At 70.0% G+C, this 14,926-nt stretch carries 13 protein-coding genes and 1 pseudogene; 9 read left to right on the forward strand and 5 right to left on the reverse strand.

Going from position 1 to position 14,926, the window contains the following annotated elements:
* Positions 1-53 precede the first annotated feature (53 nt).
* The 5 genes from OG714_RS47800 to OG714_RS47820 all read left to right on the forward strand — a co-directional run bounded on the left by OG714_RS47800 (position 54) and on the right by OG714_RS47820 (position 6,780).
* Entirely contained in the window at positions 54-1,625 is a 1,572-nt protein-coding gene (locus OG714_RS47800; RefSeq protein ID WP_406130729.1) for a phytoene desaturase family protein, read from the forward strand.
* Positions 1,625-2,389 (forward strand): class I SAM-dependent methyltransferase, encoded by a 765-nt coding sequence (locus OG714_RS47805; protein ID WP_406130731.1) that lies wholly within the window; start codon positions 1,625-1,627, stop codon positions 2,387-2,389. The genes OG714_RS47800 and OG714_RS47805 overlap by 1 nt, the downstream gene beginning before the upstream one ends.
* Positions 2,390-2,460: 71 nt before the next feature.
* Positions 2,461-3,570, forward strand: a complete 1,110-nt coding sequence (locus OG714_RS47810; RefSeq protein WP_406130733.1) for a nitronate monooxygenase — start codon at positions 2,461-2,463, stop codon at positions 3,568-3,570.
* The gene (locus OG714_RS47815; RefSeq protein ID WP_406130735.1) at positions 3,567-5,147 is read left to right on the forward strand and encodes an acyl-CoA synthetase; all 1,581 of its coding nucleotides are present in this window, start codon (positions 3,567-3,569) and stop codon (positions 5,145-5,147) included. The genes OG714_RS47810 and OG714_RS47815 overlap by 4 nt, the downstream gene beginning before the upstream one ends.
* Positions 5,148-5,283: 136 nt before the next feature.
* Positions 5,284-6,780, forward strand: coding sequence for an acyl-CoA synthetase (locus tag OG714_RS47820; protein WP_406130737.1), 1,497 nt, complete (start codon positions 5,284-5,286; stop codon positions 6,778-6,780).
* A 252-nt stretch (positions 6,781-7,032) separates the two neighbouring features.
* Here OG714_RS47820 and OG714_RS47825 read toward each other — a convergent pair whose 3' ends face one another.
* Positions 7,033-7,248, reverse strand: coding sequence for a MerR family transcriptional regulator (locus tag OG714_RS47825; protein ID WP_406130738.1), 216 nt, complete (start codon positions 7,246-7,248; stop codon positions 7,033-7,035).
* A 106-nt stretch (positions 7,249-7,354) separates the two neighbouring features.
* On the opposite strand from OG714_RS47825, the gene OG714_RS47830 reads away from it, so the two are divergent.
* Positions 7,355-8,140 carry an amidohydrolase family protein gene (locus OG714_RS47830; protein WP_406130740.1) on the forward strand — a complete coding sequence of 262 codons (786 nt, stop codon included), beginning with the start codon at positions 7,355-7,357 and terminating at the stop codon, positions 8,138-8,140.
* A gap of 27 nt (positions 8,141-8,167) precedes the next feature.
* Here OG714_RS47830 and OG714_RS47835 read toward each other — a convergent pair whose 3' ends face one another.
* From OG714_RS47835 to paaK, 3 genes are all read right to left on the reverse strand, one after another.
* On the reverse strand, positions 8,168-9,058 hold the full coding sequence (locus tag OG714_RS47835) for a TIGR03620 family F420-dependent LLM class oxidoreductase (protein WP_406130742.1): 891 nt from the start codon (positions 9,056-9,058) through the stop codon (positions 8,168-8,170).
* A 115-nt stretch (positions 9,059-9,173) separates the two neighbouring features.
* Positions 9,174-9,506: an ArsR/SmtB family transcription factor gene (locus OG714_RS47840; RefSeq protein ID WP_406130744.1), complete on the reverse strand. Its 333-nt coding sequence runs from the start codon at positions 9,504-9,506 to the stop codon at positions 9,174-9,176.
* A gap of 73 nt (positions 9,507-9,579) precedes the next feature.
* On the reverse strand, positions 9,580-10,878 hold the full coding sequence (paaK, locus tag OG714_RS47845; RefSeq protein ID WP_406130746.1) for a phenylacetate--CoA ligase PaaK: 1,299 nt from the start codon (positions 10,876-10,878) through the stop codon (positions 9,580-9,582).
* Between the two features lie 143 nt (positions 10,879-11,021).
* Between paaK and OG714_RS47850 the strand changes: the two genes are divergently transcribed.
* The 3 genes and pseudogenes from OG714_RS47850 to OG714_RS47860 form a co-directional block, all read left to right on the forward strand.
* Entirely contained in the window at positions 11,022-11,210 is a 189-nt protein-coding gene (locus OG714_RS47850) for a hypothetical protein (RefSeq protein ID WP_406130748.1), read from the forward strand.
* Between the two features lie 46 nt (positions 11,211-11,256).
* Complete coding sequence (locus tag OG714_RS47855; protein WP_406130750.1) at positions 11,257-12,120, forward strand: alpha/beta fold hydrolase; 864 nt, start codon at positions 11,257-11,259, stop codon at positions 12,118-12,120.
* 37 nt (positions 12,121-12,157) lie between these two features.
* Positions 12,158-12,910 (forward strand): annotated as a pseudogene (locus OG714_RS47860) (alpha/beta fold hydrolase); the annotation flags it as partial.
* On the opposite strand, the gene OG714_RS47865 reads toward OG714_RS47860, so the two are convergent.
* A complete protein-coding gene (locus tag OG714_RS47865) occupies positions 12,888-14,582 on the reverse strand; it encodes a sulfatase (protein WP_406130752.1) in 1,695 nt (564 codons plus the stop codon). The pseudogene OG714_RS47860 and the gene OG714_RS47865 sit on opposite strands and share 23 nt — an antisense overlap.
* Positions 14,583-14,926 lie beyond the last annotated feature (344 nt).

Consider the following 14,926-nt stretch of genomic DNA (forward strand, 5'->3'; position numbering starts at 1 on the left):
CGGTGCCCGTCCCCCCTCTGGCCGACCTAGATCACCTCGTGTTACGAAGAACCATGCCTGCACACGAGGGACACGGACACCGGACGTACGACGCCGTCATCGTCGGCGGTGGCCACAACGGCCTGGTCGCCGCCGCCTACCTGGCCCGGGCCGGGCGCTCCGTGCTCGTCCTGGAACGCCTCGACGGCACCGGCGGCGCCGCCGTGTCGACGCGCCCGTTCGCCGGCGTCGACGCGCGGCTGTCCCGGTACTCGTACCTGGTCAGCCTGCTGCCCAAGAAGATCGTGCGGGACCTCGGCCTCGACTTCCGCGTCCGCGGCCGCACCATCTCGTCGTACACCCCCGCCGAACGCGACGGACGTCCCACCGGCCTCCTCGTCGGCGGCGGCGAGCGCCGCACCCGCGACGCCTTCGCCCGGCTGACCGGCGGCGACCGCGAGTACGCGGCCTGGCAGCGGCTCTACGGCATGACCGGCCGCCTCGCGCAGCGGGTCTTCCCCACGCTCACCGAACCGCTGCCCACCCGCGACGAACTGCGCCGCCGCGTGGACGACGAGGACGCCTGGCGGATGCTCTTCGAGGAGCCGATCGGCGTCGCGATCGAGGAGAACTTCACCGACGACCTGGTCCGGGGCGTCGTCCTCACCGACGCCCTCATCGGCACCTTCGCCGACGCCCACGACGTCTCCCTCGCGCAGAACCGTTGCTTCCTCTACCACGTCATCGGCGGCGGAACCGGCGCCTGGGACGTCCCCGTCGGCGGCATGGGCGCGCTGACCGACGCCCTCGCCACCACCGCGCGCGAGGCCGGCGCCGTACTCGCCACCGGGCACGAGGCCGTACGGATCGACACGGACGGACGCGCCGCCGAGATCACCTACCGCACGGCCGACGGCGAGGGTGTCGTAGCCGCCCGGCACGTCCTCGTCGGCGCCTCGCCGCAGCAACTGGCCGCCCTCACCGGCGACGAGCCGCCCGCGCCCGCCGAGGGCGCCCAGCTCAAGGTGAACATGCTGCTCAAGCGGCTGCCCAGGCTCCGCGACACCTCCGTCGACCCGCGCGAGGCGTTCGCCGGCACCTTCCACATCGCCGAGGGCTACGACCAACTGGCCGCCGCACACGCCCAGGCCGCGTCCGGTTCGCTGCCCGCCGCGCCGCCCTCCGAGATCTACTGCCACTCGCTCACCGACCCGAGCATCCTCGGGCGGGACCTGGTCGAGGACGGCTACCAGACCCTCACGCTCTTCGGTCTGCACACTCCGGCGCGGCTGTTCGAACGGGACAACGACGCCGTACGCGACGAGCTGTTGAAGGCGACGCTGGCCCAGTTGGACAACCACCTCGCCGAACCCCTCGCCGACTGCCTGGCCACCGACGCGGACGGCCGCCCCTGCATCGAGGCGAAGACCCCGCTCGACCTGGAACGCGACCTCGGACTCCCCGGCGGCAACATCTTCCACCGCGAACTGACCTGGCCGTACGCCCAGGACGGCACCGGCCGTTGGGGCGTCGAGACCCGGCACGCGAACGTCCTGCTGTGCGGGGCGGGCGCGGTGCGGGGTGGCGGCGTGAGCGGGGTCCCGGGGCACAACGCGGCGATGGCGGTGCTGGAGGCGGGGGAGTGATGTCCTCCGTCCGGGATTTCTACGACGCGTTAGCCGCCGACTACCACCTGATCTTCCCGGACTGGGACGCGAGCATGGCCCGCCAGGCGGCGGCACTGGACGGAGTCGTCCGGGCTCGGTTGGGTGCGGGACCACACCAGGTACTGGACTGTTCATGTGGGATCGGCACACAGGCGATCGGGCTGGCGGGCGTCGGACACCGGGTGATCGGGAGCGATCTGAGCCCGGCCGCGGTCGCGCGGGCCGCCGTCGAGGCCGCGGCCCGGGGCCTCCGTCTTCCGGTGACCGTGGCGGACATGCGGGCGCTGCCGTTCCGGTCAGCCGCCTTCGACGTCGTGGTCTGTGCCGACAACTCCCTCGCGCATCTGCTCACCGCCGACGACGTCGGTACGGCTCTGGGCGGCATGCGGCGGGTCCTGCGCGACGACGGGCTCCTGATGATCAGCATCCGGGACTACGACGAGCTCCGGGCCACCCGGCCCACGTCGACGCCTCCCCAGCTGTCGACGACCGCCGAAGGCCGGGTGATCACCTTCCAGCTGTGGCGCTGGCACGAGGACGGCGAGCGGTACGACCAGGAGTACTTCCAGCTCCTCCCCGTGCGGGACAGCTGGGAGGTGCGGGTGCGCCATGTCACCTCCTGGGCCCTGACCCGCGGCCAGTTGAGCGATGCGGTGGCCGACGCGGGCTTCACAGACGTCAGTTGGCACGAGCCGGAGGACAGCGGCTTCTATCAGCCCGTGCTTACGGCGCGACGGACCTAACAGTCGAGAAAATCTGACGGAGCATCAGAAAAGGCCTTCCGTCGTCCGGAGGACTGCGGCATTCTGCGCCCATGCAGACGGAGTTGAGCAAGAAACTGGGAGTCGAGCACGCCATCTTCGGCTTCACGCCGTTCCCCGCCGTCGCCGCGGCCATCAGCCGGGCCGGCGGTTTCGGAGTGCTCGGCGCGGTCCGCTACACGGCCCCCGACGACCTCAAGCGCGACCTCGACTGGCTGGAGGCGCACGTCGACGGGATGCCGTACGGCCTGGACGTCGTCATGCCGGCGAAGAAGGTGGAAGGCGTCACCGAGGCCGAGGTCGAGGCGATGATCCCGGAAGGGCACCGGCAGTTCGTCACCGAGACCCTGGCCAAGTACGGCGTGCCCGAACTCGCCGAGGGCGAGGTGTCCGGCTGGCGCATCACCGGGTGGATGGAACAGGTCGCCCGCAACCAGCTCGATGTCGCCTTCGACTACCCGATCAAGCTGCTCGCCAACGCGCTGGGATCCCCACCGGCCGATGTCGTCGCCCGCGCCCATGACCGCAATGTGCTCGTCGCCGCACTCGCGGGCAGTGCCCGGCACGCCCGCAAGCACGCGGAGGGCGGCATCGACATCGTCGTGGCCCAGGGCTACGAGGCGGGCGGCCACACCGGCGAGATCGCCTCCATGGTGCTCACGCCCGAGGTCGTCGAGGCCGTGGACCCGTTGCCGGTCCTTGCCGCAGGCGGCATCGGCAGCGGGCAGCAGGTGGCCGCCGCGCTCAGTCTCGGCGCCCAAGGTGTGTGGCTGGGCTCCATATGGCTGACCACCACAGAGGCCGATATGCACTCGCCCGCCCTGACCCGCAAACTGCTCGCCGCCGGGTCCGGCGACACCGTCCGCTCCCGCGCCCTGACCGGGAAACCGGCCCGTCAGCTGCGCACCGAGTGGACCGACGCCTGGGACGGCACGGACGGCCCGGGCACCCTCCCCATGCCCCTCCAGGGGTTGCTGGTCGCGGAGGCCGTCTCACGCATCCAGAAGTACGAGATCGACCCACTGCTCGGCACCCCCGTCGGCCAGATCGTCGGCCGCATGAACAGCGAACGCAGTGTCCAGGCCGTCTTCGACGACCTCACCCGCGGCTTCGAGCACGCCGTCGACCGCATCAACCGCATCGCCGGAAGGAGCGGCCAGTGAGCACCCAGGGTGAGACCACACAGGGCGTGAGCACACCCCCCGCCGGCTTCTGGGCCCAGGCGGCTCAGGACCCCGACCGTGAGGTCCTCGTCGCGCCCGACGGCGAGGTGTGGACGGCAGGGCGACTGCACGCCGCCACCAACCGACTCGTCCACGGTCTGCGCGCCGCCGGACTCGAACGCGGCGACGCCTTCGCGGTCGTCCTGCCCAACGGCGTCGAGTTCTTCACGGCCCATCTCGCCGCCACCCAGGCCGGGTTCTACCTGGTCCCCGTCAACCACCACTTCGTCGCACCCGAGATCGCCTGGATCGTCGCCGACTCCGGCGCGAAGGTGCTCATCGCGCACGAGCGGTTCGCCGAACCCGCCCGCCAGGCAGCCGACGAGGCAGGCCTGCCCGCCACCCACCGGTACGCGGTCGGCACGGTCGAGGGCTTCCGGCCGTACGCCGAACTCCTCGACGGACAACCGGAGTCGGCGCCCACGGACCGCACGCTGGGCTGGGTCATGAACTACACCTCCGGCACCACCGGCCGCCCCCGAGGTATCCGCCGCCCCCTGCCCGGAAAGCCGCCCGAGTCGGCGTACCTCGGCGGATTCCTCGCCATCTTCGGCATCAAGCCCTTCGACGACAACGTGCACCTCGTCTGCTCACCGCTCTACCACACGGCCGTCCTCCAATTCGCGGGCGCGAGCCTGCACATAGGGCACCGCCTGGTCCTGATGGACAAGTGGACCCCGGAGGAGATGCTCCGCCTCATCGACCGCGAGAAATGCACCCACACACATATGGTCCCCACCCAGTTCCACCGCCTCCTCGCCCTCCCCGAGGACATACGGGCGCGCTACGACGTCTCGTCCATGCGGCACGCCATACACGGCGCAGCCCCGTGCCCCGACCATGTGAAGCGGGCGATGATCGACTGGTGGGGCCACTGTGTGGAGGAGTACTACGCGGCCAGCGAGGGCGGCGGTTCCTTCGCGACCGCCGAGGACTGGCTGAAGAAGCCCGGCACGGTCGGCAAGGCCTGGCCCATCAGCGAACTCGCGGTCTTCGACGACGACGGCAACCGACTCCCGCCCGGTGAACTCGGCACGGTGTACATGAAGATGAGCACCGGCGGCTTCGCCTACCACAAGGACGAGGCCAAGACGAAGAAGAACCGCATCGGCGACTTCTTCACCGTCGGCGACCTCGGCATTCTCGACGAGGACGGCTACCTCTTCCTCCGCGACCGCAAGATCGACATGATCATCTCGGGCGGCGTCAACATCTACCCGGCCGAGATCGAGTCCGTGCTCCTCGCCCATCCCGCGGTCGCCGACGCCGCGGCCTTCGGCATCCCGCACGACGAGTGGGGCGAGGAGGTCAAGGCCGTCGTCGAACCGGCCCCTGGCCACGACCCCGGCCCGGCCCTGGCCACCGCCCTCCTCGACCACTGCGCCGAGCAACTCGCCGGCTACAAGCGGCCCAAGAGCGTCGACTTCATCACCGAGATGCCCCGCGACCCCAACGGCAAGCTGTACAAGCGGCGGCTTCGGGACCCGTACTGGGAGGGGCGTACGCGGCCTGTGTGAGAGGGGCACATGTGGGTGCGGCCAGCACCCGGTAGGGAGAGGTGTGGCCCCGGCCCATGTGGTCTCGGCCTATGTGGGACGGGCCCCCGACCCGTCCGCTTGACCTGCCCGGGTGGCGGCCCGAGGATCATGTGTCATGACGACCGGACAGGGCAGCACGGTTGACGGGATACTGCGGCGCAGTGCCCGGCGCACTCCCGCACGCGTGGCGGTGGACTACGGCGAGCGCTCCTGGACGTACGAGGAACTCGACGACGCCGTCTCCCGCGCGGCGAGCGTGCTCCTCGACCAGGGCCTCGCGCCGGGCGACCGGGTCGGCTCCTACGGCCACAACTCGGACGCCTATCTGATCGGCTTCCTCGCCTGCGCCCGCGCGGGCCTCGTACACGTGCCGGTCAACCAGAACCTCACCGGCGACGACCTCGCGTACATCGTCGGCCAGTCCGGCAGCACGCTGGTGCTCACCGATCCCGACCTCGCCGGCCGACTCTCCGACGACGTACGGACGTTGCCGCTGCGGGACGCGGACGGTTCGCTGCTGGAGCGGCTGGCGTCCGCGTCGCCGTACGACGGGCCGGAGCCGCGCACCGACGACCTGGTGCAGTTGCTCTACACCTCGGGCACGACCGCGCTGCCCAAGGGCGCGATGATGACCCACCGGGCCCTGGTACACGAGTACTTGAGCGCGATCACCGCCCTGGACCTGAGCGCGGGGGACCGGCCCGTGCACTCGCTGCCGCTCTACCACTCGGCGCAGCTGCATGTGTTCCTGCTGCCGTACCTGGCGGTCGGGGCGACCAACATCATTCTCGACGCGCCCGACGGCGACCGGCTCTTCGACCTGATCGAGGCCGGGCGCGCGGACAGTCTGTTCGCCCCGCCCACGGTGTGGATCGGCCTGGCGAACCGGCCCGACTTCGCGACCCGCGACCTGAGCGGGCTGCGCAAGGCGTACTACGGGGCGTCGATCATGCCGGTGCCCGTCCTGGAGCGGCTGCGCGAGCGGCTCCCCAAGCTGGCGTTCTACAACTGCTTCGGGCAGAGCGAGATCGGTCCGCTGGCCACGGTCCTGGGCCCCGACGAGCACAAGGGCCGGATGGACTCCTGCGGCCGGCCCGTCCTGTTCGTGGACGCGCGGGTGGTCGACGAGGACGGCAAGGAGGTGCCCGACGGCACGTCCGGTGAAGTCGTCTACCGTTCACCGCAGTTGTGCGAGGGGTACTGGGACAAGCCCGAGGAGACCGCCGCGGCCTTCCGCGACGGCTGGTTCCACTCCGGCGACCTGGCGGTGCGGGACGCCCACGGCTTCTTCACCGTCGTCGACCGGGTGAAGGACGTCATCAACTCCGGTGGCGTACTGGTCGCTTCACGCCAGGTCGAGGACGTGCTCTACACCCACGAGGGCGTCGCCGAGGTCGCCGTGATCGGCCTTCCCGACGACCGCTGGATCGAGGCCGTCACCGCGGTCGTCGTCCCGCGCGGCGAGGTCACGGAGGCCCAACTCATCGACCACGCGCGGGAGAAGCTCGCCCACTTCAAGGCGCCCAAGCGGGTCGTGTTCGTGGACGAGCTGCCGCGCAACGCCAGCGGAAAGATCCTCAAGCGGGAGCTGCGGGAGCGGTTCGCCGACTGAGCGTTCCCGGTCGGGACCCTGAGCGTTCTCAACCGCGCGCCTGCGCACTCTCACCCGGGAGCCGGGAGCCGGGAGCCGGGAGCCGGGAGCCGGGAGCCGGGAGCCGGGAGCCGGGTCCGTGCGTGCCGCCGCTCCCGCGATCGTGTCCCGCAACACCTCACGGGCCAGGGCGAGTTCGACGGCACGGCGGTCGAGATCGCTCAACTGGGCACGCAGCGCGTCGAGTACACCCGGGCAGGGCTGTACGGCCGCCTAGTCCGTGGTGCAGGGCAGTACCTGCCGGATGACCCGGGTGGGCAGCCCGGCGGCGAGGAGTGCGCGGATGCGGAGTACGGCGGCGGTGTCCGAATCGGCGTACTCCCTATAGCCGTTGGGCAGCCGCGCCGGGCGTAGCAGCCTCGCCCGCTCGTAGTAGCGCAGCAGTCGGTCGCTGGTTCCCGTCCGCTCGGCCAGCTCCCCGATCAGCACAGGTCCGTACCCTTCTCCGACTTGACCTTCCAACGGTGTCAGGGCTCAGCACCGGCTCCCGCCGCCCGCATTCCGCCGGGCGGCCGGCCCGCGCAGGGAGGCACACATGATTCTCGACGCCCACAGGCATGTCCACGACCCGCTGGACGCCCACCTGTTGGCGCTCGACGACGTGGGCGTGGACCGCACGGTGCTGTTCCCCGCCCGCGCCCACCCGGAACGGTCCACCGACCTGGACTCCCTCCGCCACGAAATAGGCGCCCTGGAAAGGGCGTTGGCCGGCGGTTCCGGCGACGACGGATTCGCCCTGGCATTGCGGGAGTTGCACGAGGCCCTCACCGAACACCCCGACCGCTTCCTCGGCTTCGGTTCCGTCCCTCTCGGCCGTCCCGACGCCGAGACCGCGACCCGCGTGGAGCGCGAGGTGACCGGCCGCGGGCTGTACGGCATCGGGGAACTCACCCCGCCCCCGAATCGGGCGGCCCTCGTCGAACCGGTGCTCCGGGCGGCCCACGACCACACCGGCCTCCCCGTGGTCGTCCACGGCGCCGCGCCCACGACCGCGGCGGACGTGCGCACACTCGCCGAACTGGCCGCCCGCTACCCGAAGGTGCCGCTGGTCATCAGCCAACTGGCCGGAGCCCATTGGATGTTGGCCATCGAGCTGGCCCGCGCCACCCCCAACCTCCACCTCGAACTCTCCACCGCGAACATCGTCTTCGCCGTCCGCCTCGCCATCCACGAACTCCCCACCCGCACCTTCTCCGGCTCGGACGCGCCCTACGGGGACCCGGTCGTCGCGCGCACGACGGTGGAACGCGTCACGTCTCCGGGCGAGGTGCGCGACCGGGTGCTGGGCGGGAATCTGGCGGAGCTGCTGGGGCTTGGCTGAGCAGGCGGAAGTGTCCCGTGAGACGCCTCACCGCACGGGAAGCAACGCCTCCCCGAGCGCGCGCCAGTACGGCATCGCCGAACTGCCCGGCTCGATCCCGATCACCTGTACGGCGACGTGGTCGGCGCCGGCCTCCACATGGCCGTGGAGCTTCCCCACGATGGTGTCCAGGTCGCCCCAGAACACGAAGTCGTCGACGAGCCGGTCGCTGCCGCCCCCGGTGATCTCCTCCTCGGCGTAGCCCAGGCGGCGGAACTTCGCGATGTTGTATGGGGTGTTGAGATAGCCGTGCAGATGGTCGCGTGCGATCGCGCGTGCCGTGTCCGGGTCCGCCTCGAACAACACCGCGTGCTCCACGGCCAGGAAGGCGTCCGGACCGAGGATCTCCCGTGCCTGGGCGGTGTGTTGGACGTTGACGTGATAGGTCTTCGCGCCGCCCGTGCGGTCACGGGCCAGCTCCAGCATTCTGGGCCCGTACGCGGCCAGGATGCGGCGCAGGGGGGTTTTGGGCGTGGGGTTGGGTGTCTCCGTGGCCAGGGCGTCCATGGCGTCGAGGTACTCGGTCATGGCTGCCAGCGGCTTGGTGCCCGGCTGAGGTGTCCCACCGAGTCCCAGGCCGAGCACATGCCGGTCCGGATAGGCGTCGGCGAGGAGGAGGGCGGCGCCGTACGCCCACCGTGCCTCGCGCGACGTGATGCGGGCGATGGCGTTGACGACGTGCATCCGCTCCGTGCAGGAGAGCAGATAACCGGCGTGCGTGAACGCGTCCCGACCTAGCAGCTCGGGAATCCACAGCGCCCGCCACCCCTGCTCCTCGAGGCCCTGCACCGACTCGCGCACCTGCGCGGCCGGCTGGTACTCGAAGTCGAACGTGTAGATCCCGAACGTGCCCAGTTCCAGGCCCTCGATACCGCTCATGGAACAACCCCTCGTGTGTGACGCGCGAACGACGCCGACGGATACACATCGAAATATCGCAGAATCTCGATATGAGAAGCAAGTGCGTGGTGGGCAAGTGGAGTTGGGTGTTCGGCTAGAGGGCGCGTCCCAGTTCGGCGACCAAGTGGGCGATGCGCTGCTCGTCACGCCGGTAGTGGGTCCACTTGCCGACCCGCGTCGCCTGCACCAGACCGGCCCGCTGGAGTTCCGCCATATAGGCCGACACCGTCGACTGGGCCAGCCCGGCCCGGGCCTGTATGTGGGTCACGCACACACCGACCTCGACAGGGTCGGCTATGGCGCCCTCCAGGGAGAAGTGGCGCTCGGGCTCACGCAACCACTGCAGCAGCTGGAACCGCATCGGGTTCGACAGCGCCCGCAACGCGCCGACCAGGTCGGGATCGGGTGAGGTCGCAGTCTCCGCCATGGGTCCGAAGTATAGGTCGACACCTACGATTCGAAGAATGTCGATGTGTATGACGGGTGAGGTGAGGGCTGCGTCAGGGCGTCCGCAGGTCCACGATGCGGCGGATCTTGCCCACGCTGCGCTCCAGCGACTCGGGCTCCACGATCTCGACCGTGACCGAGACACCGATGCCGTCCTTCACCGCGGTGGTGATGGCGCGGGCCGCCGCCTCCCGGGTCTCGGAGCCGGCGTCGGGGCGTGCTTCGGCCCGTACCGTGAGGGCGTCGAGGCGGCCCTCGCGGGTGAGTCGGAGTTGGAAGTGGGGTGCGACGCCCGGGGTGCGCAGGGCGATCTCCTCGATCTGGGTGGGGAACAGGTTCACCCCGCGCAGGATCACCATGTCGTCGCTGCGGCCGGTGACCTTCTCCATGCGCCGGAACGCAGGTCGGGCGGTGCCGGGGAGGAGGCGGGTCAGGTCCCGGGTGCGGTAACGGATCACCGGCATGGCCTCCTTGGTGAGGGAGGTGAACACCAACTCGCCCTTCTCGCCCTCGGGCAGGACCTCCCCGGTGATCGGGTCGACTACCTCCGGGAAGAAGTGGTCCTCCCAGATGTGCAACCCGTCCTTGGTCTCCACGCACTCCTGCGCGACACCCGGACCGATCACCTCCGACAGCCCGTAGATGTCGACCGCGTCGATCGCGAACCGCTCCTCGATCTCCCGCCGCATCTGCTCGGTCCAGGGCTCCGCCCCGAAGATGCCGACCCGTAGAGAGGTGCCGCGCGGATCCACCCCTTGCCGCACGAACTCGTCGAGGAGGGTGAGCATGTAGGACGGGGTGACCATGATGATCTCGGGCTTGAAGTCCTGGATGATCTGCACCTGGCGGGCCGTCATACCGCCGGACGCGGGGATGACCGTACAACCCAGTCGCTCGGCACCATAGTGGGCGCCCAGACCACCGGTGAACAGCCCATAGCCATACGCCACATGCACCTTGTCACCGGGCCGACCGCCCGCGGCGCGGATGGAACGGGCCACCATGTCGGCCCACATGGAAAGGTCGTTCTCCGTGTAGCCGACCACTGTGGGGCGTCCGGTGGTGCCGCTCGACGCGTGGATACGGCGGATGTGGTCCTCGGGGACGGCGAACATGCCGAACGGGTAGTTCTCGCGCAGGTCCGCCTTGGTGGTGAACGGGAAAAGGGCGAGGTCGGAGAGCGTGCGGCAGTCGTCCGGGTGCACTCCGGCCGTGTCGAAGGACTGGCGGTAGAAGGGCACGTTCACGTAGGCGTGCCGGAGCGAGGCCCGTAGCCGCTCCAACTGCAGTGTCCTGAGTGCGTCCTGGTCGAGCCGTTCCCCCGAGTCGAGCAGCTCCGCCGCGTCCGCCATGGGCGCGCCCTTCCATCAATCGTGCCATTTCGGGCGACCGATCATTCGGTCGACGCATGTGGGAACAGTAATCCAGCCCGCCGCCCACCGAGGCAAGAGGTCCGGCCCCACTTTCTCGACGCGCCGCCCGGCGGAATGGGCGCGTGGATCTTCGTCCGGTACTCCTGCCACCACCCGTCTCCATGGCGCGAGTTGAGGAACTCAGCCGCGAGATAGAGCGCATCGAGATTCTCTTCTACGGCGCCGACCGCCGGGCCGCGGAAGAGGCGGTGGCCGCGTTCGCCGAGCAGATCGTCGACGTGGCGCCGGCCCACCGCTCCATCGCCCTCTGAGGAACTGCCTTGCGGTGCGGCCCGGTTGGCGGTGAGGATCAGCCGCATGCCGACCTTCATCGCTGCCGACGGCACCGAACTCGCCTATCACGTCCGGGGTGAGGGCGAGCCGCTGGTCGTTCTGCCCGGAGGGCCCATGCGGGCCTCCACATACCTCGGCGATCTGGGTGGGCTGGCCGCGCGTCGTCGGCTGATCCTGCTCGATCTCCGGGGCACCGGCGACTCCGCGGTGCCGGCCGACCGGACGTCCTACCGCTGCGACCGACTCGTCGATGACGTGGAAGTGTTGCGCGCCCACATGGGGTTGGACCATATGGATCTGCTCGCCCACTCGGCGGGCGGCAGCCTCGCGATGCTGTACGCGGCCCGGTATCCCGAGCGAGTCGCACGGCTGACCCTCATCACCGCCACCCCGTGGGCACTGGACATGTCGGCCACGCCCGAGGACCGACTCGCCGCCGCACGGCTACGGAAGGGTGAGCCGTGGTTCGAGGGCGCGTTCCCGCCGTTCGAGGCGTGGTTGGCGGGCGAGGGCGCCTTCGACCCGGTCTTCGAGCCTTTCTTCTACGGCCGTTGGGACGCCGTGGCCGAGAAGCACTCCGCGCTTGCCGACGAGCAGTGCAACGACGAGGCCGCCGACCTGTACTTCTCCGAGGGTGCCTTCGACCCGGACGCCACCCGGGCCGCCCTCGCGGACTTGCCCGCACCCGTCCTGGTCCTCGCGGGCGAGCTGGACGGCGGTCCCCGGCCCGACCTCGCCCGCCGTGCCGCCGGCGTCTTCCGCGACGCCGAGTCGGCGGTCCAGCCGGGTGCCGGGCACTATCCGTGGCTCGACGACCCGGAGTGGTTCGTGCGCCGCGTCACCGCGTTCCTCGACGGGAGGAGCGGGTCTCTGCCCTCGGCAGAGTAGGAGGACGACTCGGCGGCCCACCGGCTACGTTCCCGGCATGGACACCGAGATCCGCGCCGTCAAAGCGAACGGCATCACCCTCGCCTGCCGCGCCTGGGGCCCCGAAGACGCGCCGCCCGTTCTTCTGCTCCACAGCCGGGGCGCCGACGGCACCGACTGGACGCCGATCGCGGAAAGACTCGCCACCGGAGCCGTCCCGCACCACGTGTTCGCCCCCGACCTGCGCGGCCACGGAACCAGCGACTGGCCCGGCACCGAGCCGGGTGCCACGGCGGAGGCATACGCCTACGAGGCGATGCGGGACGACATGCTCGCCCTCCTCACCGCCCTCGGCATCGAACGCGTCGACGTCGTAGGGCACTCCCTGGGCGGCATCGTCGCGTACCTGCTCGCGCAGGAGGCGCCCGGCGTCGTACGGCGGCTGGTTCTGGAGGACGTGCCCGCGCCGATCGCCTTCGATCCGCCACGGCCTCCCACCGAACGACCTGTGGGGGAGCTGCCGTTCGACTGGGCCATGATCGAGGCGACCGACGCCACAGCGAACGACCCCGACCCCATGTGGTGGGACCACATGGGGCGGATCACCATGCCCACGCTGGTGATCGCGGGTGGCCCCACCAGCGGGATTCCTCAGGACCGGGTCGCCGTGCTCGCCGAACGGATCCCCGACGCGCGCCTGGTGACTGTCGACGCAGGACACCTCGTGCACGAGAACCGGCCGGAGGAGTTCCTCGCCGCCGTGGAAGCGTTCCTTGTAGGGGAACAGGTCACTTCGCGTACGCCGTCATGAAGCGGTCCCGGAACTTGTCCATGCCCAACACCGGTGCGCTGTCGGCCGGCTTGAGGCCGTCCGTCCAGCCCCAGCTGGAGATCTTGTCCAGCACCTTCGGGTCGTGGGCGACGATGGTGATCGGCACGTCCCGGTCGGCGGTGCCGCCGGTGACCGTCGGGACGGGCTGGTGGTCGCCGAGGAAGACGAGGACGGTGTTCTTGTTGCCGTAGCGCTGGACCCACTGGGTCAGGCTGTCCACGGAGTACTGGATGGCCTTGCGGTACTCGGTCCGCACACGCTTCGCGCTCTTCCAGACCTCCGTCGGGTTCGTGCCCTCCTTCTTGATCTGGTTGAAGATCGTGCCGTCCCCGAGCTGGTTCCAGGGGATCGTGTGGGCGATGGGGGACCAGGGGTTGTGGCTGGAGGCGAGGATGATCTCCGCCATGATCGGGTCGCGGTTCTTCTTGCCGTACTCCAGCTTCTCGAAGGACTCCAGGCTGAACTGGTCGGGCACCGGAGTCCAGCTGAAGTACGGGCCGTTGTAGCCGAGATGGGTCGAGTCGTAGATGTTGTCGAGGCCGAAGTACTTGCCCTCGGGCCAGGACTTGCGCACCCCGGGGACGATGCCGACCGTGCGCCAGGCGCCGGTCTTCTGGAAGTAGCTGGTGAGGGTCGCGCGGGTGCTGGTGGTCACGGTCCGGTACCGCTGCTGGTTCTTGATCCACAGGCCGGACAGGAACGTCGAGTGCGCGAGCCAGCTGCCCGCGCCCGTCACGGGCGACCTCAGCCACGCGCTGCGCGACGAGAAGCCGGCCGCCTTGAGCCGGGAGTCGCCAGCCGTGAGCGTCTTGTCCATCTCCGGTGCCATCGTCGGGTCGTCGAGCGCGACCCGACCGTAGCTCTCGATGAAGGTGAACAGCACGTCCTTGCCGCGCAGTCCGGTCAGCAGCTGGTCGGGCGGGGTCTTCGCGAAGGCGTCGACGGCGAGCTGCTTCTTGAAGACGTCGGCGTCCCCCAGACCGTCGCGGACGTACTGCACACGGTTGCTGAGGAACTGGCTGTAGCCCTTGGTGGCGAGCGTGACACCGCCGACCTGCACGCTCAGGGTGAAGCACATGATCCACACAACACCGAGGACAAGTGTGGTGCGTACGGCCATGGGGCGGTGCCTGGCCATCACGTCCGCCAGTCGCACCATCGCGAGTGCGCTCGCGATGAGCACACCGACCAGCAGGACGATCACGCCGATGATCGCGAGCACCTCGCCCGAGCGGCCGAACGAGTCCTTCATCCAGTCCGCGGCGTCGCTCAACAGGACCCAGTCGAAGACCAGGTCGAAAGGCCGCGCGAGGGTCTCGTAGAAGCCCATGTCGAGGCACTTCAGGACGGTGGACAACCCCACGAACGCGCCCAGGACGACGGCGGTGATCCGCCGGGCCCGTGACGGCAGCGCGAGCAGCACGACCGCGAGGACGATCAGCTCCACGGGGAGGCGGAGGAACGACTGGTACGTCATCCGGTCGAGACGGTCGGGCACGACGAGCGCGACGAGCAGCAGCGCACCGGCCAGCACACTCGTGCCCACCCCGACGGCACGGGAGGTGCGCGGGTAACGACGGCGCCAGCCGAACCAGCCCGCGCGGGGAGGGAGTTGAGACGGCTCATCGGCAGAGTCGGCGGGTTCGGCCAACTCTGCGGGCTCGGTGGGCCCAACAGGCTCAGTCGACTCTGCGGACTCAGCCAGCTCGGTCGATTTCCCTGATTCGGTCGACTCGGCCGATTCAGGTGCGTCGGGCGCGTCGGCAGAGGAGACTGTCGAGTCGGGTGCTTCGGCCGACTCGGACGCGTCGTCCAAGTCGGTCGGCTCGGCTGATGTGTTCGGCTCGGGTGGGTCCTGTTGTTCGGGCGATTTCGCGGCCTCCGTCGCCGCTGTCGGGTCGGTCTCCCCAGAGGCCTGCTGATCCGGCAGTGGGTGAGAGCGAGTGAAGAGCGGCACCCGAACGTCCTTCCGTGCTGAGCCCGGTGACGGCACGG

The organism is Streptomyces sp. NBC_00989 (assembly GCF_045162655.1).
GTDB lineage: Bacteria > Actinomycetota > Actinomycetes > Streptomycetales > Streptomycetaceae > Streptomyces.